Raw genomic sequence first — 23,464 nt, 5'->3', positions numbered from 1 at the left:
CGGGCTGGGAAGACTCATAGAGGTTCCGTTCTCTTCATGACGTAACGTCAGAATGTGGTGTGGGGCGGGATGTTGCTCACTCGCCGAGAGCCTGCCAGCCGATGATTCCGTTCTGGACGGCGTGGGCCTCGTCCGCTCGGACGACCTCGCTACCCGAGCCCGCCCGGGCGAACGCCTACTCGACCACCTGGTCGTGGAACCGATCATCCATCGCCTGCCGCCCCGGCCACTGCCTCTTGGTACCTTACGACCGCCGGCCTCGTATCGACGGCTTCAAGCCCACCGACGGGTTCGAAGACTGGCGCGAGAACGCCGGCACGGCCAGGCCACCTGCGAAGCCGCCGGAAACGGCGTGTTCCGGCCGGCCGAGCACAGCCATGACCCGCAGCCCTTGCCGGGCCGGGCGCAACCGTGAACAGCACGATCCACCTCTGCCCGACGGCCACCATCGCGGGCCCGACCTGCGCGACCCGACCGGAGTAGTTGCCGAGGCCCCCAGACCCCATCCACCGTAACGTCGCTTGGGCAGTGCACCGCTCCCGCCGGCGCCGTCCCTCCGGGCCGCAGTCGCCGGGGGTGGGAAGGGAGAGCATCGTGAAGAGCCCCGACGTACTGGTGGCCGGAGCGGGACCGGGTGGTTGCGCAGCGGCACTGGGCCTTGCCGAACGCGGCGCCGAGGTCCTTCTGATGGACCCCGGCCCCTCCAGGCAGTGCCGCCTCGCCGGCGAATGGATCCATCCGGCAGGTGCCGACGCGCTACGGAGCCTCGGCCTCGAATTCGAGAACACCACCTGCGCACGCAATCGCGGTTTCATCGTCCACCCCTCCGACGAGGAGACACCGATCACGCTGGAGCATCCCGGCACCGAGGCCCTGAGCATGCCGCACGAGACGCTGATCGCCGCGCTGCGCCGGGCGGTGGCCGAACATCCGAGCATCACCTTCCGGACCGGACACCGCGTACTCACCGCCACCGACCAGGGCCTCACCCAGAGCACCGACGGCTGCTACCGCACCGCGCTGGTCGTAGGCGCCGAGGGACGAGCTTCCGCCGTCCGACGGGCGCTTCGGCCCGACGAACCGGCGGCGATCAGGTTGAGCCGCACCGCGGGAATCACGCTGCCGCTCGCAACTCTGCCGACGGAGCACTACGGCCACGTCATCCTCGGGGCCCCCGGCCCGATCCTCCTCTTCCGCCTCACCCCCGACCGGATCCGGATCACCTTCGACATGCCCGCACCGGGTCCTCGCCCGGAGTCCCTGGTCCGCCATCTACTCGAGGAATACCTGCCACACATCCCCGGCCCGCTGCGCCCCGCCGCCCGACGTGCCCTCACCACGCGGCCGATCCAGTGGGCCTCCAACGCCTACCGACCGCGCGACTTCCACGGCCGCCGCCGGTGCGCATTGGTGGGAGACGCCGTCGGCCACAACCACCCCTTGGCCGCGCACGGTCTCTCCCATGCCCTCCTGGACGCCCGCCATCTGGCCGCTGCCGCCGCCCTGGGCGACTACCGCAGCCGGAGCCGCCGTACCTCCTGGACCCCGGAACACGTCTGCGCCGCACTCGGCAGACTCTTCATCACTCCCGACGCCATCTCGGCCGACCTGCGCCAAAGCCTGTTCACCGAATGGCGGAACAACTCCGCGCACACTCACCAGGCGATGCGCCAACTGGCCATGCTCGACACCCGCAAATGGCCGCTGGCCGCCGCCTTGGCGCGTATCGCCACACACGTCCTCGCCGACAGCGACTTCCCGGACGTCACCACCGTCGGGCGAAGAGTCCGTGAGCTGATCGCTTGGGGCCTGTGGCTGGGCCACCCCCACCCGCCGTACAGATTTCCCCCGCCCGACTCGAAATGCCAATCCTCGTGATACAGCCCCGATGTCCACCGTGGCCGCTCCGCTTCCCTGCCACGTCTCGAGCCATGGTCCGCAGTCCCCACTACTGGAGACGCCCCCTGGCGTGGGCGCTCCGTGGCCTTCGGCAAGGACCCGTTGCGATGGGGCGTCCAGCGCCGCCCTGAAGGGGCAGGCGTTCACCGCCGCGAACTGCATGTCCAAGGGCGCCCTGATCCAGCTGACCCGTTCCCTGGCCCGGGAGTTCATCCAGACACCGCTTCGGGTCAACGCCATCGCGCCCGGACCCGTCGAGACCGCCCTGGTCGACGGCTACCACATGCCGGACGTCGCGGGCAGCGCGGCACACATCGCGCGACGCCGTCGGAATGGGTGCCCACGAACCCGCCCTGCGGCTTGTGCGTCCTTGGCCGCCGCACGACGGTTGACCCTCCACGCCGCGTGGCTGATGTGGCTGGGCGACCCCCATGCGGGAGTGTCGCCGAGAAGCACGTAACCGGGCACCTCAGAACAGGTACGGGAGCATGCGGAAGCGCGCCCGCCCGCAGTACTCGTCCCACAGCGCACCGTACTTGGCCTTGCAGCGACGCTCGTCGCGGCAGGCCCGGTGGACCAGCAGCACGACGAGGAACAGCGGAACCGCATACGGGACAGGGGAGGCGAACCCACACAGCACCGTCCAGCTCAGGTAGACCATGAGCTCACCCGTGTAGTTGAGTTTGCGGCCGATTCCCCAGAAACCGGACACCAGTAGCCGGCCGTCGAGGCTTTGGGCGGGGCGCCCCCAGATGCGCGCCGCCGGGTCGGTCTTGAAGCGGAACTTCTGTGCGTTGGCACCGCGAAAGAGCCAGAAGCCACCCACGAACAGAGCTACCGACACCCCTCCGAGCCAGGGCGACAGCGGCTCCCGAAGGTCCCGCAGGGTAGCAGCGGGCAGGCAGTAGAAGAACGGGACCAGGACATAGTCGCCCCACACCAGCATCCAGCCGAACCGCTCGGCGATGACGTCCCACATCTGCACGATCAGCCGCTCGTACTGGAAGTAGCTGGCGATGTAGAGGAAGAAGAGCAACTGATAGAGGATCATGCGGGCGCTGAGGCTTCCGTACTCAGCCTTCTGAGCGGCCGCGAAGGACACGTTGAACACCAGAAGAGCGATGAGAGAGGGCCGGTACGAGAACGTCTTGAGCTCCACCCCCCACAGTCTCGGGTTGAGCTCCGTGCCGAGAAAGCACTCCCGAACGGCCGTCAGCACGCGGCGCCGACCACCTTCGGCCGTGCCGCTTGCTCCCTTGACGTACAGCAGGATGCTCGCCGTGATGGCGAACACGTTCGCGGTCCAGAAGAGCGTGGAGAAATGCGTACTCGGATACGCCGACCACGCAGGCCGTAGGAACCAGGTCAGACAGAGCGCTGCCACGACGAGAGCGAACAGCGGCATGCCGTTGAGCCGGTAGGTCTCGCGCCGCCCATCGGTCAACAGTGCCCCCTCGACCAGACGACCCGGCAGCCACCGGGAACCGGCGAACAGCACGGTGGTGAACAAGACGACCACCGCGGTCGCGATCACAGTCTCACGCACCTGCTCCACCGCGTCCCTCCCCCGCCCCGTCCACGCGAAGGGCTGTCCGGTTTCCCGTGCCGGCGTGCTCCATCCATGCCCGCGGACGCCCGCTCCGCCGGCGGGTTCGGCCCGTCACCGTGCCGCAGACCCGTGCTTGGGCATCCGAGCCCGCCAGTGCCCGACGAGGAAGTCACCGCTGCGAGCCCCCTCGCACAAGGCCCGCGCACCTCGCGCCATCATGCGGTGCACCGGCGGCAGAGACTCCAGCGGCGCGGCCGCGACCAGTTCCTCCAGCAAGGCCCAGTTCGGTTCCCAGTCGCCGAGCTGTCGACCGTCGCACACCCGGACATCGGTGAACCCGGCCGCGGGCAGGTTGTGCTCGTACTCGGTGAGACGGCACATTCTGCTCAAGCCATGGGTTTGACAGATCGGCTCGATGATGTCGAGGACCGCCTGCTCACTCGGACGCTCGCTCTGGAACCAGTCGGTTCCGGTCCACGCGGCGCCCGGTTTCAGAACCCGGGCCACCTCTCGATGCACACGCAAAGGATCCGGCACATGGGTCAGGGCATCGAAGCTGAAAGCAGCATCGAAGGAGTGGTCCGGGAAGGGGAGCGTCATCACATCCCCGACGACGAACGAGACCAGCTCCGTGAGCCCTCGGCTGCCCGCCGCCTCCCGCGCGTCGCGCACCCGACCGGGCACCAGGTCCACGCCGGTGACGTGCGCCCCGGTGTACGCGGCAATCGTCAATGCGGGCCCGCCACCGCCGGAGCAGACGTCGAGCACCCGCATCCCCGACGTGATCCCGGCCTGGTCGGCAACGAACCGCTCGGTCGCCTCGGTGGCCGCCTCCCGATCCTGACCGGGCCGATAGAACGAGAAGTGGCCCGACGGTCCCCACATCTCCCGATAGATATCACCCACCAGCCGGTAGTACTCCGGCACCATCGAGGCATACCCCGACATCCGAAGGTCCGGAGTGGCGACGCTGCGTTCGAACCGAATCACTTCTTCTTCCGCGGTAGCCGTCATGACTTCCATACCTTCCTTGTGGGTTGGTTCCTGGTCATTCGTAGGATCGGGACACCCAGGGACTCCGGGGGTGGATGTCATGAGGTTGCAGCTGTCGTGGCGCAAAGGGGTTGGCCGCCCGGAGTCCCGCGACGACTCGGCTGCTGATGGGGACGCGCGAACCGAATCGCTTGTATGGACGTGACAGCGAAGTCGTCTGCTGGGGCCAGGCGCACGCGCGACGAAGGAGGAGCCGGTGCCCGAACCGTGGGCCGGCGCGGACGCGGGCAGGATGGAACACCTCCGCACACCGATCGACGCGAACGGCACCGTGGTGTTCTCCCCGCAGGGTGCCGAACGACGAGACCGATCTGCTGCAACTGCTCGGCCACGGGCAGCGCCCGCTCTACACCCCGGGCCGGACCGTCCACCACGCCTCCGGCGCCTGTCGAGATAGCGGCAGGACCGATGCCGAGGACGCCTTCGCCGACCAGGCCCGCATGCGTCGTGACCTGCAAGCGCGCCCGGACCGGGACGAGATTGCCGTCGACCTCGAGATCCCGAGGGCCTGCCGGATGGGCCTGGCAAAGAACCGCACCCGGGCCGTCAACCGGCTGCGCGCCCGACTCCCGGAGTTCTTCCCCGCCGCGGAGCGGGCCTTCGACCACAGCAGCTCCGAGGCCGCTCTGTCGCTGCCGACCGGCCATCGGACCCCGACCGCCGTGTGCCGCATCGGCCGCACGCGGCCGACCACTTGGCCGAAGAACCGCAAGGTCCGTACGCCCGCAGGGGTCGCCGACCTCGCCGTCACGGCCGCCGAGGTTCGGAACACCGTCGTCCCCGGCGAAAGGACCGCAGCGAAGACGGCCCGCACCCTCGCACGGGAGGTCACGGCCCTCGACGACGCGATCGCGGAACCCGAAGCCCTGCGGATGTTTCACCTCTCGGCCCGCGTCGCCGACACCTGCTGCCCCGTCTCCAGGGCGTTCTACCGGCGCAAACGATCCGAGGGGAAAAAGCACAAGCATGCCGTCGCGGCGCCGGCCAGGCGCCGCCTCAAGGTGCTCCGGTCCCTGATCCGCGATGGCCGCACCTTCGCGGCGAGCATGCCCGTCCCCGTTGCCGCAGCGACGTGAGCCGGTCACGAGGCGTTGCCGCCCCGACTGGACTTCATGATTGGGAATCCCTTCCAGACGCACACGACGCAAAGTCATGGTGCGCACTTCCCGACGGGAAACCGCCTGCTCGATGCGCAGCCCACACAAGCGTTTCGGACGCAGGTACAAGTCCACCATCGGCGCGTCATCCTCGCAAAAGCGGCACATCGAGCAGAGTTTGCAGCCCCCGCGGACGTCCACCGGCCGACGCGGTCAGCCGGTGCCAGGCGGCACGGCGCCCCGCACAGGCCCGGCGTGCTCTTTCCGAGTCACCGACACGAGCACACCCTGCCGACGGCCGCTGTCCCACGACCTGTGTCTCCCGCGCGAGAACGCTCACCCGCTCTGGGTGCTACGCCTGGTACTGCTCGACCCGCCGTTCGACTCCGTGGTGGACACGGATGGCCTCAACGCCGGCGTCCACCACGGCACCGACTCGTGGGCGACGATCTCCGCTTCGCCCGACGGAAGCACGATCGCCACCCAGGACGGCTCGCGTCGCCTCGTCGACGCGCTCCGAACCGCTTAGGACGCGTGGACCGCGACTTGCGCGAGAGGCTTGTACGAGCAGAGCACGACCGGTCACCCGGGACGACGAGCAGTCGTCCGGGCGGCTCCAGAACCGGGTGACGGGCGCGCCGGCAGCACCTCCGATGTGACGATCACGATGGGCGTGCCACAGCAGCCTGACCATGTCCGTGCGTTCGTGGTGGTCGAGTGCGGCATCGACGACGGCTGGACGGATCACGCAGTCGACGACATCGAGCAAGGCGCTCCGCAGGCCGTGCCGTCCGCGAGCGTGGGCATGCGCCGGGGTCTCGTTTCGCTGGTGCTCCGTGCGGCCGTTCTCGCCGTTCGGCGGTCGCTGTGCCATGGTTCGTGGCGTTTGCCGGGTTGCTGTTCGGGGGTACCGGCGGTGTTCGTGCGGTGGCCCGCAAATCTCGTTGCCGGGTGCCCGGAATATCTGCCCGGTCCCGGTTGTAGAGCGCGATCGGGCCGATCACCGGCAATGACGTGAGGGAGTGCCGAGCATGGCCGTGAACACTCTGTGGGAGGAGGCCGCGGTCGTCGGCGGGGGAGAGAAGAACCTCGGCGGGCTGGTGAGCAGGACGTTCGCCGAGTCCGCGCACTCATCAGGCGATGCACCAACCGGCCATGCTCGGCACCCGCAAATGGCCGCTCGCCGGTACCGTCGCGCGTACCGCCACACATGTCCTCGCCGACAATGGCTTCCCCGACATCGGCCGCAGAACCCGGGAGTTGGTCGCCTGGGGCGTGTGGATGGGCCGCCGTCACCCGTCGTACAGATTCTCCCGCCCGTTTCGAAATGCCCATCCGCGTGATGTGAACCAAGATGTCCACCATGATCCACTCCGCTTCCCCACCACGTCTCGAGCCGTGGTCAGCCATCCCCGCGCTGCCCGGGGGCGCCCCCTGGATTGGGCATTCTGTGGCTTTCGGCAAGGATCCGGTGGCATTCCTCAGCGAAGGCCGAAGGCACGCGGGGGACTTGTTCCGATTCAGGATGATGGGACAGCAGGTGGTGTTCGCCTGCGGCCCGCGCGCCCACGAGAGCGTATTCAAGGCCGAGGACAGCGTCCTGAATGCCGGCGACGCCTACCCGTTCATGAAGCCCATCTTCGGACCGGGCATCGGCTTCGACGCCGAGCCGGAGGAGATGGACCGGCAGATGAGCCTCCTGGCCCGACACCTCACAAGCACCCATCTCCAGCGCTATCCCACCATCATGGAAGCGGAGATCGAGACGTGCGTCCAGGCCTGGGGGGACGAGGGAGAGATCGACCTCGTCCCGGCGATGGCCGAACTGGTCGCCGCGGTGAGCAGTCGCTGCCTGCTCGGCCCGGAGATGCGCCGCAACATGGGCTCCGACACCGTCGGACTCTACCGGGACATGGCCAAGGGCCTACGACTGGCCGGGCTTCTGAACCCGGGACTGCCCCTCCCCGCGTTCCGCCGCAGAGACCGAGCACGCCGGCGCATCGCACAGGAACTGCAGCACGTCATCGACACCCGCAGGAACGGCCCGAACGTCGCACACCAGGACATGCTCCAAGCGCTGTTGGAGTCGCGGACAACGCTCGGGCAGCCCGTGTCCGACGAGACCGTGATCGGGATGACGATCGCGACAACCTTCGCCGGAGTACACAACAGCACAGGGCTCGCCTCGTGGGCCGGCGTGGTCCTCCTGGAACAAGCGGACATGCTGCCCCAACTCCTCGACGAGCAGCACCGGATCGTGCCCGCGGGAAGCCCCCTGACGGCCGAGCGGCTCCACGGTATGGAACTGATGGGCCGATGCATCCGCGAAGCCGAGAGGCTCTACCCACCAACCATGGTGCTGATGCGCAAGGCACGCAAACCCTTCGTCCTCGAAGGGCACCACGTTCCCGTCGGCACGCTCGTGATGATCTCACCCACGGTCGCCCACCGGATGGTATCCGCATTCGCAGATCCGGAACGGTGCGATCCGGCCCGCTACGCCGATGGAAGACAAGAGCACCTGCGCCCGTACAACCTGATCGGCTTCGGCGGCGGGAAGCACCGCTGCATCGGCCGTGCCTTCGCGGACCAGGAAATCAAAGCGATTTGGAGCGTCCTGCTGCGCCGCTTCGACCTGCGACTCCTGGGCGCCCCGCACCGACCTTCGTACTCCACCGCCCTCATCTCGGAACCATCCGCCCCCTGCGTCCTGCGCTACCGCACGCGACAGCGCGGCTAGCGCACCCGCGGCATCCCCACACGGCAGGCGAGGAAGAGCACCATGGACCCGTCCGCCCTTGCACCTTCGGCACCCGCCACCGTCCCTTCACCGTCCACCACGGATCCTCGCTCGGTCCACGATCGGGCGCGCGAACGGCTGCTCTCGCTCCAACGGCCCGACGGCGCATGGGAAGGGGAGATGGCCTGGAACACCGTGCTCCTCTCCCAGTACGTGATCACCCGGCACCTCCTGGGCCGGCCCCTGCCGCAGAGCGAGGTCGAACCGATCCTGCGGCACTACACCGTCAGCCGCATCGACCGGACCGGCTGGGGCCTGCACCCCGCCTCCACCAACCCTTCGCTGTACTGCACCGCCCTCGCCTACACGGCGCTGCGCCTGCTCGGCCTGGGCCCCGAACACCCCCTGTGCCGTCCCGCACGCCGGTGGCTGCGCGACCAGCCCCACGGGGTCGCCGCCATTCCCTCCTGGGGCAAGGCCTGGCTCGCACTGCTCGGCCTCTACGACTACCGGGCCATGCACCCCCTACCGCCCGAACTCTTCCTGCTCCCTCGCTGGTTGCCCATCCATCCCGATCGCCTCTACTGCCATACCCGCACCATCGGGCAGGCGATGGCGTTCCTGTACGGCACCCGATACCAAGGCATGCCCGGAGCGACGATCGAGGAACTGCGCACGGAACTGTTCGAACGCCCCCTACGCCGCAGCGACCGCCGTCGCACCGGCCTCGATACGGCGGTGACCCGCACCCTTGCGCTGCGCCTGGCCCAAAGGGCCCTGGCCGCCTACGAACACCACCCCCCTCCCGCTCTGCGCCGACGCGCCCTGCTCCACTGCCGCAAGCGGGTAGAGCACGAGCACACGGTCACCGGGCGGATCGGCCTGTCCCCCGTCAACTCGCTCCTCGACATCTTGGTCCTGCACGCCGCGGGCGCCGCCCCCGACGAAGTCGACCGCTCGTTGCGGGCTTTCGACTACTGGCGTTGGAGCGATCCGCAGGAGGGGACCCGCTACGCCGGTGCCCGCTCCCACAGTTGGGACACCTCGTTCGCGATCGAGGCGCTCGCGGCCGACCGCGCGCCGTGCCGGGAAACCGTCCGGGCCGTGAGACGCGGCGGCCGCTTCCTCAGCGGGGCTCAGGTCACCCGCGAGATCCCCACCCCGCACCTGACGGCGCGCTCGCCCGCCCGCGGCGGCTGGTGCTTCTCCGAGGGCGGTCATCGCTGGCCCGTCAGCGACTGCACGGCCGAGGCGGCCAGTGCCCTGCTGTCCTGCGCGAACTCGCAGGCCCCCGCCGACCCCCGCTTCGACATCGCCGGAGCCACCGCGTTCCTGCTCGCCCGCCAGAACCGTGACGGGGGCTTCGCCACCTACGAAAAACGCCGGGGACCACGATTCCTGGAGCGCCTCAACCCCGCAGAGATTTTCACCAACTGCACGATCGACGACTCCTACACGGAGTGCACCGGGTCGGCGGCCGTCGCCCTCGCCCGGCTGCGCGATCACGGCGACACCGCACAACGGCAGGCATGCGAGACGGCCCTGGACCGAGCGCGCGCGTACCTCCTGGCCCGGCAACACGCCGACGGTTCCTGGCCCGCGGCCTGGGGAGTCAACCGGATCTACGGAACCCTCTTCGCCGTACGCGGACTACTGGCCGCCGGAGTACCCCGCACCCACCCTTGCTTCATCAAGGCGGCCTGGTGGCTGGAAAGCATCCAACTACCGGACGGCGGCTGGTCCGAGGACCCCACCGGCTGCTCCGAGAACCGCTACGTCGCCGGCGCCACGAGTCAACCGGTCAGCACCGCCTGGGCCCTGCTCACCCTGCTCGAACTCACAGGAGGCCGAAGCCGCGCGGCCCTCGCCGGAATCGACTGGCTGTGCGCCCGCCAACTCCCCGACGGGAGCTGGCAGCAGAGCACGGTCACCGGAGTTTTCTTCGGCACGGCCATGCTCGACTACCGCCTCTACCGCGAATACTTCCCGCTTTGGGCCCTGGGCCGCTGGCTGGCCATTCAACCCGCCGGCTGCGGCCCCACCCCCCGCCAAGGCACCTGACACTCCGTCCACCGCCCCCTGACACGGCCGCGACGAAGACGGCGCGCCGGGTCGTGGGGGGACACCGACACCGAGGAGGACCCGTTGCTCGGGGCAATCATGGACCTGGTCGCGGAGGAACTGGCCACGGCCGAGGGGGACATGGCCGCCACGGGAAAGGCGTTGGCCGGTCGGGGGATTCCGGACGAGATGGAGTTCCTCCGGTTGTCGCGGGCGAGGATCTCGGCTCCGACTGGGGCGGCTACGAGTTCAGACCCGGCGAACGCCCGAACGGGGTTCGCTCCCGTCCGCCGTCGTCGAGTTCGACCATGCCCGGATCTTGCGTGGTGCGTCCGACACGGCGGCGTTGAGGGCGCGAGGGCGCAGTTGTCACCGCGTGCCGAGGGGCAACCCGTCGCCGCCGGTCACGAGGCATCCGGAAGCGTTCCGACGATTTAGCCGGGGCGACCTCCGCCGCGGTATTGGACGGTCGGGGAGGTCGGCGCCGTAGTGGGTCGGGGACTCGAGGTTCCACCAGCGAATGGCCGCGATCGCGTCGCCGGCCCGGAACTCTCGAGTGTCCGCGATGGGGCATTCGAACATCTCCGGGGATTCGGCTTGTCGGTCGGGTGTCGGTACAAAGCCCGCGTAGTCGATCTCGACGGGTAACCGGCCCGGCCCATGACGTAGTCCGGCGTGGGGTGGGCCGACCGCGGTGTCGGGAGAGTGATCTTCGAATCACCTTGTGTTATCGGAATCGCCGCGAATACAGTCGAATGCGATGGTGCCACCCGCTGAACGGATCTCCTACCGCTACTGGTCCATTGCGTCGCCGGCTGGTGCCTGGAAGACCGGGTGATGTGAGTGCCTTCTCGCCGTCCGCACGAGTTCTCCGCCCTGTCCCAGGCCAACCCCATGGTGCCCGGGGGTCGTCGCACGACCCCGCACGCGAAGAGCGGGCTTCCCGCCGCCGATCACAGGGTCGGACGTGAACGCCCGGTCGAACTCCACGGGGAGTCGGGTGAGTTGGTCCAACTCCATGGGGAGTCGGGTGAGTTGGTCCAACTCCCCCCGTCCGGTGGGCTCGAGGCCGGTATCGGCGCGGGACGGGAGGCCGGCCGAGGTTTATGCGGCGGAGCCGACACGGACGCCCGATGGTGACGCCGCGCACGGGTCGCGAGGACCCGGCCCGTGGCGATCGAGCCCGCGACCGTGAGGAGCGCCCACTGTTGATCAGCGCGGCACGCTGGTGGGATCCCGCCGAGGACAACACCCGCGACAACGCCCGAGTGTTGATCCGGGACGGTCGTATCCGCCACGTCGGGCCGGGAGCGGCGGTGCCGGCCGAAGCGCGCAGGATCGACCTGGGGGACCGGACGCTGTTGCCGGGATTGATCGACTGCCACGTGCATCTCACCGAGGCTTTCCCCACGTCGATCTCCGATCCCGTCAGTGCCCAGACCCTCGCCGCGATACCGCACCTGGACAGCCTGCTGCGCAACGGCTTCACCACGGTCAGGGACATGGGCGGAACCCTCGAGGACCCCCTGGTCGTCCACCTGCGCGACGCGGTGGCCCGGCGAATTGTGCCCGGCCCCCGCCTGCTCGTCGCACCCCACCTGATCTCGGCGCGCGGCGGACACGGGGACAAGTCGGCCGCGGCGGTTCCGCACGGGGTTCGGGAGGTGGGGCCGGTCGCCGACGGGGCGCAAGAGATCGAGCGTCGGGTTCGCGCCGACGCCCGCGCGGGTGCCGACTGGATCAAGTTCGCCGCCACCGGCGGCGTCACCCACCCCGACGACTCGCCGCTGCGCGTGACCTATTCACAGCTCGAGATGAACACCCTGGTGGGCACCGCGCGCGACCTCGACCTGCCGTGCGCTGTCCACGCCTTCTCCGACGAGGGCATCCGCCGCGCCGTCCGGGCGGGCGTTCGCTCCGTCGAACACGCCTGCCTGGCCACACCGGCAACCCTCAACACGCTCCGCCCGCACGGCGTCTACCTCGTCCCCACCCTCCACGCCGTGTCGCACTTCCTGGCCCACCTCGACGACGACGCGTTCTGGACCGACCGGGACGCCAACGAGCGCGCAAAACTGGCACGCCACGCACCGACCCTGCGGGGGCACGGCCGGCGGGTGGCCGCCTGCACGGCGACCATCGCCTACGGCACCGATGCCGGGGTGCTCCCACACCGCGACAACTGGCGCGAGTTCCCCGCGATGACGACGGCGGGCCTGACTCCCCTCCAGGCATTGCGCTCGGCCACCGCCTCGGCCGCCGAACTCCTGCGAAGGCCAGGGCTCGGTCGCATCGCCGCGGGAGGCGTCGCGGACCTGATCGCCGTGCCGGGAGACCCGTTGCGCGACATCGACGCCATGGGCCGGGTGGACTTCGTTCTCCAGGACGGTCGTGTGCACGTCGACCCCACCGACCCGCCCCGCCACGAGCACTCGATGGAGCCGATGCGAGGCGACGTGCAGGCCCACTACGCGATTCGCACGGACCCAGGCCCGTTCGAACCCCGCCCGCTGCGAAGTGCCCCGTGACATCACCGCCTTCCGACCACCCGAGAGGAGATCGCATGCGCGTCCCCCTGGAAGCGGATCTGGCCATCGCGCACGAGCCCCGCACAGCCGAGGGCCTCGCGGCCGATCGCGCCCTCCTGGACGACATCGCCTCCTGGATGCGCGACGAGCGCGCCCACTCCATCGGCGCTCCCGTCAACTTGGACATCGACTACCGGCACCTCGCGCCCTTCCTGGCGGTGCACGGCAACAACGCCGGAAGCCCCTGCGGAACCAGCGAATACCGTCTGCACACCAAGCACTTCGAGCGCGCCGTCGTCGACTTCTTTGCCACCCTGGCCGGCGCCCCGTCGGGCGCCGCGTTCGGTTACGTGACCAACGGCGGCACCGAAAGCAACCTGTTCGGCGTGTTCGTCGGCCGCGAACGCCATCCCGACGCCGTCCTGTACGCGTCGCGCGACGTGCACTACTCCGTCCCCAAGATCGCCCGGCTGCTTCGGATGGAACTCGTGTCGATACCCACCGATCGACACGGGGCGATGGACCCGCGTGCCCTGGAATCGGCATGCCGAGCGAACCGGCACCGCGGCGCGGTCGTCGTCGCCACCATCGGCAGCACGGGAAGGGGAGCGGTCGACGATCTCCCCGCCATCCGCGCGGCGTTGGCCGACACCGGTATCGAACGCACCCACCTGCACGCGGACGCGGCGTTCGGCGGCCCTTTGGCCGCGCTGGGACCGTCCCCACGACCGTGGGGCTTCGCCGACGGCGCCGACAGCATCGCCATCAGCGGCCACAAGATGGTCGGCTGCCCCATCCCGTGCGGCATCGTCCTGGCCCGCCCCGAGCACGTGGACAACATTCGGGAACAGGGCGCGGCGGTGGGCGCCGACGACGACACCATCGGCGGCTCCCGCGACGCCCTCTCACCCGTCCTCCTGTGGCACGAGCTGCGCCGGCTCGGCCGCGAGGGCATGGTCGACCGCGTCCACGAATGCCTGCGCATCGCGGAATACGCCGCCGAACACCTGGAGCGATGCGGTCGGCGCCCCACGCACCCGGCCGGCACGAACACGGTGCTCTTCGACGCCCCCTCGCAGGCGATGTGCGAGCGGTGGCACCTGTTCCAGGTCGACGGCCGGGCCCACCTGGTGACGATGCCCCACGTCACCGAGGACCACATCGACCGCCTGTGCGCGGAACTCACCGATCCGCCCACCGACGCAACGCCCCGGTGAAACCAACCCGCGAAGCCGCGAACGCGTGCTGGGGCACGCGTTCCGCCTTCTCGAGCGGCACCGATCCGATACAAACACCATCGAGAACGGAGCAGTCCTGATGCGCGCGACTTTCATGTACGGCGCCGGTGACGTCCGCATCGAGAACGTCCCCGATTCCGTCGTCAAACTGCCCACCGACGCACTGGTCCGCATCACCGCGTCCTGCGTCTGCGGCAGCGACCTGCACCCCTACGCTTCGATGAAGCCCGAAGACGGCCCGGTCCGCATGGGCCACGAATTCATCGGCATCGTCGAGGCCACCGGCTCCGAGGTGACCACCGTCAAGAAGGGCGACACGGTCGTCGCTCCGTTCGCCATCTCCGACAACACCTGCGTGTTCTGTCGCGAACGTCTGCACACCTCGTGCGCCCACCCCCAGGCCAATCTCTGGGACGACGAACTCGAGGAGGGCGGCCAAGCCGAAGCGGTCCGCGTCCCGCTCGCCGACGGCACCCTCGTCAAGCTTCCCGTCGCGCCGGACTCGGCCCTGATCCCGTCCCTGCTGACGCTTTCGGACGTCCTGGGCACCGGCCACCACGCCGCCGTGGCGGGCGGCGTCGACGAGCGTACCCACGTCACCGTGATCGGTGACGGCGCCGTCGGCTTGTTGGCGGTCCTGTCGGCCAGGCGCCTGGGCGCCGAGCGGATCATCCTGATGGGGCGCCACCGGGCGCGTACCGACCTCGGCCGGGCCTTCGGTGCCACCGACGTCGTCTCCGCCCGCGGCGAGGAAGGCACAGCCCGGGTTCGCGAGCTCAGCGGTGGGCACGGCACGCACGTGGTGATCGAAGCCGTCGGCCACATGCCCGCCTACGAGCAGGCACTGGGGGTCATCCGGCCCGGCGGTGTCATCAGCCGCGTCGGTGTCCCGCAGTACGAACAGGCGCCCATCGGCTTCGGCAGCCTGTTCGGCCACAACATCCGCCTGGCCGGGGGAGTGGCCCCGGTCCGGGCCTACATCGAGGAACTGATGCCCGACATCGTGGAGGGCGTCATCGAGCCGGGAAAGGTTTTCGACACCATGACCGACCTCGACGGCGTCCCTGCCGGCTATCGGGCCATGGCCGACCGCACGAGTCTCAAGGTCCTCGTCAAGCCGTGACCCCGGATCGATCAACCCGGGCACCGATGTGCTCGAAGACTGTTCTGGCAAGCTCACGGTGCGCGGCAGGCATCTGCGGACCGAACGGGCGAAGAAAGCGGGATCGTGGCCTCAGTGGAGCGGGGGGGACGGTTCGATGACCACTGAACCACCGGCAGATGATGGAGCATCGGACGTCGACACGTGGCACTCTCCTACCGAGGGCATGGCGTTGGCGGCCCGCGTGCGCCCCCACCGCCGTGCTTCCTCCGCACGCCGATCACCCGGCCGGCCGGCAACGCCCCAAGACAGGCGGGGCATTCACCGATCGCGCACGACGGACAGCCGTCGATCCGACGCTGCAACCCGGCGACGCCTTCTCAGGCGGTCTGCGGGCGGGCATGCTTGAAACGCTCGAACGGTCGCCATAGCGCAAGGATGTGGCCGTGCACGCTTGTCGGCGCACGCGAACGATCGGCCGCCGGACGGGCGTTGGACGCGCCGAAGTCGCGGTTGCCGGTGAACCCGTACGGATCGAGTGATCACGCCGCACTCGGCCGGGCCCGCCCCGAGCCCCCTGGAACCCGGCCGGCGCGGCGTCTCGTCTCGGGGTGGGACCGGGTGACCGGCCCACGCCGTCCAGCAGGGGGAAGGGCCGCATGAACAGGCCGACGGTCATCGTGGCGGAACGGATATGGGACGGACTGGCCGCTGCTCCGACGCCGGGCATGGTGATCGTCGACGGCTCGACAATCGCCGCCGTCGTCGACACGAGCACACGACCGCCCCCCGACGCCGTCGTCGTGCGTCTGCCCGGCTGCACGCTCGTGCCCGGACTGATCGACTGCCACGTGCACCTGTCCAACGCGCCGGACATGATGGACAGCCACATCGGCTTTTCGGTCGCTGCCCGCCACCGCAACGTCTTGCTGTCGATGCGCAGCCTCCTCGGCAACGGCTTCACCACCGTGCGCGACCTGGGTTGCGCGCTGGAGGACTCCCTGGCCCTGATGGTTCGCGACGCGGTGGCCGCGGATCTGTTGCCCGGCCCGCAATTGGTCGTGGCCCCGCGCATCTTGTGCTCCCGAGGCGGCCACGGCGACAAGAGCTCGAACCTCGGTAGCCTGCCGCACACGGAGATCGGGGCTTTGGCCGACGGCGTGGACGAGATCCTGCGTGCGGTGCGCAGTCAGGCCCGCACGGGGGCGGACTGGATCAAGTTCGCGGCGACGGGCGGGTTCTTCTCGCCCTCGGACGAGCCGGAGCACACTACGTATACCCAGGGGGAGATGGACGCGCTGGTCGGGGCGGCGCAGGACATCGGTCTGCCGTGCGCGGTGCACGCTTTCGGCGACGAGGGTGTACGGCGGGCGCTGCGGGCGGGTGTGCGCTCCGTGGAGCACGGTTCGTTGATACGCGCCGGAACCCGTTCGGAGATGGCGGATCGCGGCGTGTACCTGGTCCCCACGCTCAGGGTCATCGAGGAGGCGTCGGATCACCTGGACGACGACGACTTCTGGTTGCGACGCCCCCGGGCGGCCCGAGCGAAATTTCGCCGTCATCGGGAAAGCCTGCACGAGGGTTTCGCGGCCCTGGCCGACAGCCCCGTGGAGATCGCCTTCGGCACGGATGCCGGCCAGGTGCCGCACGAGCACAACAACCTAGAGTTCCTGACCATGGTGCGGTACGGCATCTCACCGTTGCGCACGTTGCGCGCGGCCACGACCACGGCGGCCGACCTGCTGGGGCGTACGGACATCGGCCGGATCGTTGCGGGAGCGCAGGCCGACCTGGTGGCCGTTCGGGGTGATCCGTTTGTCGACATGAGCGCGATGACGCGTGTCGAGTACGTGATGCGCGAGGGCCGCGTGTACCGACACGAGCGCGGACGTGACCAAGGCTCCGATGAACTCCCGGAAACCACGCGGGACTGACCCCCGGTTGCCCCGATCCGTGCGCACCGGCCGGGGGCGCTACGCAACCGGGGGCCACCGACCCCCGCCGGGCGGCCCGGGGGTCGCGCGGTCCGGACTTCCCCACACCTCCCGGAGAAACTAGCCCCTGTCCGGCGGTACTTGGTCGGTTCGCGCCGCCTGGCTCCGCGCCTCGCCGCGCCGGAGAAACAACAGAACAGAACCACCAAGCGACTGCTTCTCCGGCACGCCGAGCCACGGCACCGGACGACGCGGCCTGATCCACCAAGATCCGCCGGAAAGGCCTAGCGGCCCTGTCTAGGCAGGACCGTGATCCCGGCCTTCCCCAGTTCCTCGATCACGGCCACGCGATGGTCGTCCCCCTCGATCGCCAGCAACACGTCCACCTCGATCCGAGTCAAGTCGAGGCCAGGGTCGACGTCCACCCGTTCGACGTCCAGGACGTTGGCGTTGGCCCGGCTCACGCAACTGTGCAGCTTCGTCATCGCGTCCGCGTGGTCTGCCACTTGCACGCGTATGCGTGTGCGGCGTCCCGCGGATGCGAGATCGTGTCGCAGGAAGCGCTGCAGCAGTTCCGCGTCGATGTTGCCGCCCGTCAGGACCGCGACCACCGGGCCCTCGAACGTGTTCGGGTGCTCCAACAGGGCGGCGATCGAACTCGCCCCGGCCGGTTCCACCACCAACTTCAACCGCTCCAGGCTCAACAGGACGGCCTTCGCGAGGGACTCCTCCGAAACGGTGACCACGCCGTCGCCGAGTGCCTTGACCATCTCGAACGTCAGATCGCCGGGACGCTGGACCATGAGCCCGTCGGCCACCGTGGACATGTGTTCCAGCGTCACGGGGTGGCCGGCGGCCAGCGAGGGCGGAAACGCCGCCGCCCCCAGAGCCTGGACGCCGACGACCTTCACGTGCGGGCGCGACAATTTGACGGCTGCTGCGATCCCGGCCAGCAGTCCGCCGCCGCCGAGCCCGACCAGGACGGTTCGCACCCGGGGACACTGCTCCAGGATCTCCGCGCCGACGGTGGCCTGGCCGGTGATCACGTCCCGGTGATCGAAGGGGTGGATGAACACGGCACCCGTCTCGTCCGAGAACCGTCGCGCCGCCTCCATGGCCTCGTCGACCGTCGTGCCCGCCGTCCGGACCGCGGCCCCGTAGTCGCGAGTCGCAGCCAGTTTGGGCAGGGGCGCACCGGACGGCACGAAGATCGTCGAGCGCGCATCCAGCAACGACGCGGCGAGCGCGACGCCTTGGGCGTGGTTCCCGGCGCTGGCCGCGACGACCCCGCGGGCGCGCTCCTCGATGTCCAGACCGGCGATGCGCACATACGCGCCGCGCAGTTTGAAGGAACCCGTGCGTTGGAGATTCTCGCACTTGAGGTGCACGGCGACACCCGTAAGGGAACACAGCCGTCGACTGGTCAGCATCGGGGTGACATGCGTGACCGGGGCGAGCAGATCGCGGGCTTCACGAACATCTTGCGCAGTGATCCGTGTCTCCTGCATACCGTGACTGTACGACCGGTGACGCCCGGCAGCCAGACACGGCGACGACCCGTCGCGAACACGAAATGCCGTCCCGGATCCCCAACACGCGCCCGTGGCGCCCCCTTTGCAGCGAATGCCTTGTCGCCCGTCACGACACGTGCCTACGCTGTGGACGGCACATGCAAGCGAACAGCTCCGCATCCTCCTGTCCGTGCCCTTCCCGGGGCGCGCCGGAGCCTACGACCGTCCGCATCGCGGGCCACGCCCGCCAGGACACGGTTTTCCGGCGCCCTCCGAGATCGCGCCTCATCCCGGAGCGTGAAGTCGTGCCCGCTCGTGACCTGCGAAACGAGCCCCTCGGCGACCTGCCCGCCGACGGCACGGTGCGCCTGACCGGCGCCCAGATCCTCCTGTACACCCTGCGACTGCACGCCGTGGACACGGTGTTCGGCATCCCCGGCGAGGCCGTCATGCCGCTGTACCAGCGCATCGCCTCCGCCCCGGGCCTCCACCACGTGCTGGTCCGCCACGAACAGGGAGCCGGACACGCGGCCTCCGGCTACGCCCAGGCCACCGGCCGGATCGGCGTGTGCCTGGGAACGTCCGGCCCGGGATCGACCAACCTGGTCACCCCCCTGCTGGACGCACACATGGACTCGGTCCCGATACTGGCGATCGCCGGCCAAGTCGTCAGCCACCTGATCGGCACCGACGCCTTCCAGGAGGCGGACATCTGCGCCATCACCGCACCGATCACCAAGTACAACGCCCAGGTCACCAAGACGTCCGACATCTTCGAAACGGTTGACAAGGCGCTGCGCATCGCCGTCTCCGGACGCCCCGGACCCGCACTCGTCGCGATCACCAAGGACGCCCTCGACGACAGCATCGAGGTGCCGATGCCCCTGGAGGTCCCCACGACCGGCCCGGCCGATCCGCCGACCCCCGACCCGGCCCGCATCGACCAGGCCGTCCAAGCCCTGCTGAACGCCGAACGACCGGTCCTGTACGTCGGCGGCGGAGTCATCAAATCGGGCGGATCCCCAGCACTGCTCCGCCTCGCCGAACTCACCGGGGCACCCGTCGTGACCACGCTGATGGCCCGAGGGGCCTTCCCCGACGGCAACCGCCGGCATCTGGGCATGCCGGGGCGCCACGGCTCCGTGACCGCAGTCGGCGCGATGCAGAAAGCCGACCTCCTGGTGGCCCTCGGCGCACGCTTCGACAACCGCGTCACAGGAGAGATCGACTCCTTCGCACCCCACGCGACCGTCGTCCACGTCGACATCGACCCCGCCGAGATCTCCCGCAAACGTCGCGCCGACGTGCCGATCCTGGCCGACTGCGCCCAGGCGCTGTCTCTGCTCGCCGACGCCGTGCAACGTGCGCTCGACCAAGGCCGCAGCACGAACTACCGCAGCTGGTGGGACACCCTCGAGGAATGGCGTCGACGATACCCACCGGGCTACGCCGTTTCTCCCGACGCCCTGGCGCCGCAATACGTCATCGAGCGTCTGGGCACGCTCACCGCCGGTCCGCGCAGCGTGTACACGGCGGGGGTGGGTCAACACCAGATGTGGGCCGCGCAGTTCATCCGGTTCGAACGCCCTCGGACCTGGATCAACTCCGGCGGCGCGGGGACGATGGGCTACGCGATCCCGGCCGCGCTGGGTGTACAAGCCGCGTTGCCCGAGGCGATCGTGTGGGCCATCGACGGTGACGGGTCCTTCCAGATGACCAACCAGGAGCTGGCCACCTGCGTCCTCAATCATCTGCCGATCAAGGTCGCCGTCATCAACAACGCGAGTCTGGGCATGGTCCGCCAAGCGCAGAACATGACGCACGGCGAGGAACACGCCAACATCGACCTCGACTCGGACTCCGCCCCCATCAGCCCCGATATCACGCGACTCGCCGAAGCCTACGGATGCAGGGCGTTTCGATGCGATCGGGCCCAGGACGTGGACGCGACGATCGAGGCGGCCATGACGATCGAGGACGTGCCCGTCGTGGTGGACTTCGTGGTCGCCCAAGAGGCGATGGTCTGGCCCATGGTGCCCTCGGGAGTGTCCAACGACGACATCCTCGAAGCCCGGGACAGGCGCCCCGACTTCGGACAGGACGGTACGCCGTGAGGCGGCGACCCGGCCCGACCTGCGGGGTCGGGCCCGTCCGACGCGCAACGATCGCAAGCGGCCGCGATCGAATGTCCCCAGTGGACGCCTGCCCGCCGCGGCCCGATCGGCCCAGGCGAGGGGAGCGGAATCGATGAACGCGCCATCGGATGATCGACCTTCCCTCGAGTCGGTGATCCTGGCGGCCGGATCGACGACCGAGCAACTACCCCCACTGGGGCCCGACGCCCGCACCGTCGTCTTCCGCAGGATCACTTTCCCGCCCGGCGGGACGACCGGATGGCACTACCACCCCGGCCCCATGCTCGTGATCTGTAAAACCGGCACCCTTGTGCGCACGTTCGCCGACTCCTCCACGGACATCATCACGGCAGGCAACTGCGTCCTGGAACCGGCGGGCAGCGAGAACGCCCATTGTGGTGAGAATCGAGGCGAAGAACAGGTCGTCTTGTACGTCGTCTACTTCCTCGCCGACAACCAACTCCTCTCGGTGAAGGTCGACCCGCCTTCCCACGCGGGCCCGCGGGCCACAACCTCGTGAATCACGCATCGAGGCATCCCCGCACGTGAGGGCAATCGCCGGGCCGCATCTCGATTCCCGGGCGATGTCGTCGGCTCCAACACATCGATTCCCTCCCGGGCAGGAGGATTTCGGTGGACCGGGCTGGAAGGGGTGCCTCCCCATCGGTGCGGTCCGAGCCTTCGACGGTGACCAGCCGGCCGCTCCCGGCCGCGGGGGCGTGTCTCCTTCGGGCGCCGCAGGGCCCGCCGTTCACCGGGCGGGGTTCGAGGGGGCGGGGTCGGTGGTGTGTCGGGAGGTTTCGGCACGCAGGGACTCGGCGAAACGGTCGATGTCGGCGCGGGTCACGTGGGGGGCGGTCACGATGTGGGAGACACCGTTCTCGACGGCCATGTGCCAGTGGTGAGCCAGGGATGCGTCGATGGAGGCGAGGACGACGGTGATCGAGTGCGGATGGCGCCAGGCCTTGCCCGGGCCGTCCTTCAACCGGTCCACCGCGTAGGCGGCGGTCCCCAGGCAGTGGTGCGCCCTTCGGGTCAGGCCGGGAGTGCCCAGGCGGCGCAGGGCATACCACAGGAGCAAGGGGGTGTAGGCGTCGCGGCTGCATTTGACGATCGAGTCGGATATGCCGACGTACTCCACGTCGTGCCCCTGCGGTATGTGCTCCGAGCGGGCGAGTGCGATGGCGCACGGCATGGGCAGGCCGATCATCTTGTGCGCGCTGATGGTGACGCTGTCGGCGCCGGCGTCGAAGGCGAAGGGGACGTCCTCGTCGACGAAGGGCAGGATCAATCCGCTCAGCGCGGCGTCCGTGTGCACGAACACGTCTCCGGCGGGTCGTGCCGCGCTGCGCAGACCGACGATGTCGTCGACGGCGCCGAGCATGGTCGTCCCGGCCGTGTTGACGACGACCGCTCCGCGGCCCCGTCGAAGGGAGCAGGCGTGTTCCAGGTCGTCGAGGTCCATGCGGCCGTCGTCGAGGGTGGCGACCTCCACCGGTTCCATGCGCAGGAGCTCGGCGACGCGGCGGATTCCGAAGTGCGCGGCGCGGCTGAAGTACAAAGGAGCGCGCGGCAGGGCCTGTCGGCCCAGGAGGCATCCCCACTGGTTGCCTTCGGTGGACCCTGTGGGGAGAAAACCGCGTACCTCGCCGGGAGGGGCTTTGAGGATCTCGGCGAAGAACGCCAGGATCTCCCGTTCGAAGGCGTCGGCGCCCAGACCCAGCCGGTCCGGTTCGTCGGCGAAGCCGATCGAGTACCAGGGGGTGTCGAGGAGTTCGGACAGGGCGCGGTAGTCGAAGTCCTGGTTGAGGGGGTAGCCGAGGTGCCGGTGACGCTTGTCGTGTCGGGTACGGCCGAGTTCCGTCAGGAGCCGGACGTCGCGCTCGGCGTCCGGCTCCTCGCGTCCCAGGCGAAGGGCGTGGGGCTCGACGTGCATGGGTTCACCTCCGACTCTCGGCGAACGCGTTGGTCTCGGCCCAGATGGCCTGCAGCGGAGAGGCGTCCGGTGCCACCCGGAACTCGAAGAGGCGGCGAAAGCCGAGGCGCCGGTACAGGGCCAGGTTGCCCGAGGTCGTCGCTTCGCAGTAGAACGGGTATCGGGGGTTCTTCATCTCGAAAAGCTCCTGGAAGATCGCGCGTCCCACGCCTTTGCGCTGGTGGGAGCGGCGGACGCCGAGCATCGTCCAGTACCAGTGCTCTCGGTCCATGTTCGGGTGGTTCTCCGCGACACCGTCCACGAACGCCACCACGCGGTCCGCACATTCCCGGAACGTTGCACGGAACTCCTCGCGCGCTCGGGCCTTGTCCTCCTCATTCGACGCCAGGGTGGTGGACAGCTGACCCAGCATCACGCCGGCGCGATCGGGATCCATCCAGATCTCGCCCGCATCGAGGGTGACGTCCACCCACTGTCCGAAGAACAAGGGCGCGTACGTGCCGTACTGCGGGTCCTCGGGGAAGAGCCAGCGCAGGAACGGGTCGTTCTCGAACGCTTCGGTGAGCACCTCCACAGCGAGGTCGCTGTCCTTCTTCGTGGCGCGGATCAGCACGGTTGTAACTCCTTTCACTGTCGCCGGCACAGGCGGGGGAGGCCGAAGCCCCTGATCGGAAAGGACGA

General features: G+C 69.2%; 17 protein-coding genes. 12 read left to right on the top strand and 5 right to left on the bottom strand.

Going from position 1 to position 23,464, the window contains the following annotated elements; genetic code table 11:
* The first annotated feature begins 594 nt into the window (after positions 1-594).
* Positions 595-1,878 carry an FAD-dependent monooxygenase gene (locus ACIRL2_RS42365; protein WP_402239741.1) on the top strand — a complete coding sequence of 428 codons (1,284 nt, stop codon included), beginning with the start codon at positions 595-597 and terminating at the stop codon, positions 1,876-1,878.
* 10 nt (positions 1,879-1,888) lie between these two features.
* The gene (locus ACIRL2_RS42360; RefSeq protein WP_402239739.1) at positions 1,889-2,359 is read left to right on the top strand and encodes an SDR family oxidoreductase; all 471 of its coding nucleotides are present in this window, start codon (positions 1,889-1,891) and stop codon (positions 2,357-2,359) included.
* A gap of 9 nt (positions 2,360-2,368) precedes the next feature.
* Here the strand turns inward: ACIRL2_RS42360 and ACIRL2_RS42355 are convergent, their stop codons facing one another.
* Together ACIRL2_RS42355 and ACIRL2_RS42350 are read right to left on the bottom strand one after the other, a co-directional pair.
* Complete coding sequence (locus ACIRL2_RS42355; RefSeq protein ID WP_402239737.1) at positions 2,369-3,454, bottom strand: DUF1295 domain-containing protein; 1,086 nt, start codon at positions 3,452-3,454, stop codon at positions 2,369-2,371.
* Positions 3,455-3,559: 105 nt separating this feature from the next.
* A complete protein-coding gene (locus tag ACIRL2_RS42350; protein WP_402239735.1) occupies positions 3,560-4,471 on the bottom strand; it encodes a class I SAM-dependent methyltransferase in 912 nt (303 codons plus the stop codon).
* A gap of 320 nt (positions 4,472-4,791) precedes the next feature.
* On the opposite strand from ACIRL2_RS42350, the gene ACIRL2_RS42345 reads away from it, so the two are divergent.
* The 8 genes from ACIRL2_RS42345 (at position 4,792) to ACIRL2_RS42310 (ending at position 17,201) form a co-directional block, all read left to right on the top strand.
* Positions 4,792-5,577: a transposase gene (locus ACIRL2_RS42345; RefSeq protein ID WP_402239733.1), complete on the top strand. Its 786-nt coding sequence runs from the start codon at positions 4,792-4,794 to the stop codon at positions 5,575-5,577.
* Positions 5,578-5,947: 370 nt separating this feature from the next.
* The gene (locus ACIRL2_RS42340; protein ID WP_402239730.1) at positions 5,948-6,127 is read left to right on the top strand and encodes a hypothetical protein; all 180 of its coding nucleotides are present in this window, start codon (positions 5,948-5,950) and stop codon (positions 6,125-6,127) included.
* Between the two features lie 825 nt (positions 6,128-6,952).
* Positions 6,953-8,338 carry a cytochrome P450 gene (locus tag ACIRL2_RS42335; protein ID WP_402239727.1) on the top strand — a complete coding sequence of 462 codons (1,386 nt, stop codon included), beginning with the start codon at positions 6,953-6,955 and terminating at the stop codon, positions 8,336-8,338.
* A gap of 42 nt (positions 8,339-8,380) precedes the next feature.
* Positions 8,381-10,399: a prenyltransferase/squalene oxidase repeat-containing protein gene (locus ACIRL2_RS42330; RefSeq protein WP_402239725.1), complete on the top strand. Its 2,019-nt coding sequence runs from the start codon at positions 8,381-8,383 to the stop codon at positions 10,397-10,399.
* 1,208 nt (positions 10,400-11,607) lie between these two features.
* Positions 11,608-12,927: an amidohydrolase family protein gene (locus tag ACIRL2_RS42325; RefSeq protein ID WP_402239723.1), complete on the top strand. Its 1,320-nt coding sequence runs from the start codon at positions 11,608-11,610 to the stop codon at positions 12,925-12,927.
* Between the two features lie 35 nt (positions 12,928-12,962).
* Complete coding sequence (locus ACIRL2_RS42320; protein WP_402239721.1) at positions 12,963-14,144, top strand: histidine decarboxylase; 1,182 nt, start codon at positions 12,963-12,965, stop codon at positions 14,142-14,144.
* Between the two features lie 100 nt (positions 14,145-14,244).
* Positions 14,245-15,288 carry a zinc-binding dehydrogenase gene (locus tag ACIRL2_RS42315; RefSeq protein WP_402239719.1) on the top strand — a complete coding sequence of 348 codons (1,044 nt, stop codon included), beginning with the start codon at positions 14,245-14,247 and terminating at the stop codon, positions 15,286-15,288.
* A gap of 638 nt (positions 15,289-15,926) precedes the next feature.
* Positions 15,927-17,201, top strand: coding sequence for an amidohydrolase family protein (locus ACIRL2_RS42310; protein WP_402239717.1), 1,275 nt, complete (start codon positions 15,927-15,929; stop codon positions 17,199-17,201).
* 284 nt (positions 17,202-17,485) lie between these two features.
* On the opposite strand, the gene ilvA is transcribed toward ACIRL2_RS42310, so the two are convergent.
* Entirely contained in the window at positions 17,486-18,709 is a 1,224-nt protein-coding gene (gene ilvA / locus ACIRL2_RS42305; RefSeq protein ID WP_402239715.1) for a threonine ammonia-lyase, read from the bottom strand.
* A 308-nt stretch (positions 18,710-19,017) separates the two neighbouring features.
* On the opposite strand from ilvA, the gene ilvB reads away from it, so the two are divergent.
* Positions 19,018-20,826: a biosynthetic-type acetolactate synthase large subunit gene (ilvB, locus tag ACIRL2_RS42300; RefSeq protein ID WP_402239712.1), complete on the top strand. Its 1,809-nt coding sequence runs from the start codon at positions 19,018-19,020 to the stop codon at positions 20,824-20,826.
* Positions 20,827-20,959: 133 nt separating this feature from the next.
* A complete protein-coding gene (locus ACIRL2_RS42295; protein ID WP_402239709.1) occupies positions 20,960-21,367 on the top strand; it encodes a cupin domain-containing protein in 408 nt (135 codons plus the stop codon).
* Between the two features lie 231 nt (positions 21,368-21,598).
* Here ACIRL2_RS42295 and ACIRL2_RS42290 read toward each other — a convergent pair whose 3' ends face one another.
* Complete coding sequence (locus ACIRL2_RS42290; protein WP_402239706.1) at positions 21,599-22,783, bottom strand: histidine decarboxylase; 1,185 nt, start codon at positions 22,781-22,783, stop codon at positions 21,599-21,601.
* Between the two features lie 4 nt (positions 22,784-22,787).
* A complete protein-coding gene (locus tag ACIRL2_RS42285) occupies positions 22,788-23,396 on the bottom strand; it encodes a GNAT family N-acetyltransferase (RefSeq protein ID WP_402239704.1) in 609 nt (202 codons plus the stop codon).
* Positions 23,397-23,464 lie beyond the last annotated feature (68 nt).

It is taken from the genome of Embleya sp. NPDC127516 (assembly GCF_044765325.1).
Classification (GTDB): Bacteria; Actinomycetota; Actinomycetes; order Streptomycetales; family Streptomycetaceae; genus Embleya.
This window is presented reverse-complemented; position numbering and strand designations above follow the sequence as displayed.

Bases quoted from the DNA above. Each gene is read 5' to 3' on its own strand.
- ACIRL2_RS42350 (WP_402239735.1), bottom strand. From the start codon at position 4,471: ATGGAAGTCATGACGGCTACCGCGGAAGAAGAAGTGATTCGGTTCGAA.
- ilvA (WP_402239715.1), bottom strand. From the start codon at position 18,709: ATGCAGGAGACACGGATCACTGCGCAAGATGTTCGTGAAGCCCGCGAT.
- ACIRL2_RS42330 (WP_402239725.1), top strand. From the start codon at position 8,381: ATGGACCCGTCCGCCCTTGCACCTTCGGCACCCGCCACCGTCCCTTCA.
- ACIRL2_RS42290 (WP_402239706.1), bottom strand. From the start codon at position 22,783: ATGCACGTCGAGCCCCACGCCCTTCGCCTGGGACGCGAGGAGCCGGAC.
- ACIRL2_RS42310 (WP_402239717.1), top strand. From the start codon at position 15,927: ATGAACAGGCCGACGGTCATCGTGGCGGAACGGATATGGGACGGACTG.
- ACIRL2_RS42335 (WP_402239727.1), top strand. From the start codon at position 6,953: ATGTCCACCATGATCCACTCCGCTTCCCCACCACGTCTCGAGCCGTGG.
- ACIRL2_RS42295 (WP_402239709.1), top strand. From the start codon at position 20,960: ATGAACGCGCCATCGGATGATCGACCTTCCCTCGAGTCGGTGATCCTG.
- ACIRL2_RS42360 (WP_402239739.1), top strand. From the start codon at position 1,889: ATGTCCACCGTGGCCGCTCCGCTTCCCTGCCACGTCTCGAGCCATGGT.
- ACIRL2_RS42320 (WP_402239721.1), top strand. From the start codon at position 12,963: ATGCGCGTCCCCCTGGAAGCGGATCTGGCCATCGCGCACGAGCCCCGC.
- ACIRL2_RS42315 (WP_402239719.1), top strand. From the start codon at position 14,245: ATGCGCGCGACTTTCATGTACGGCGCCGGTGACGTCCGCATCGAGAAC.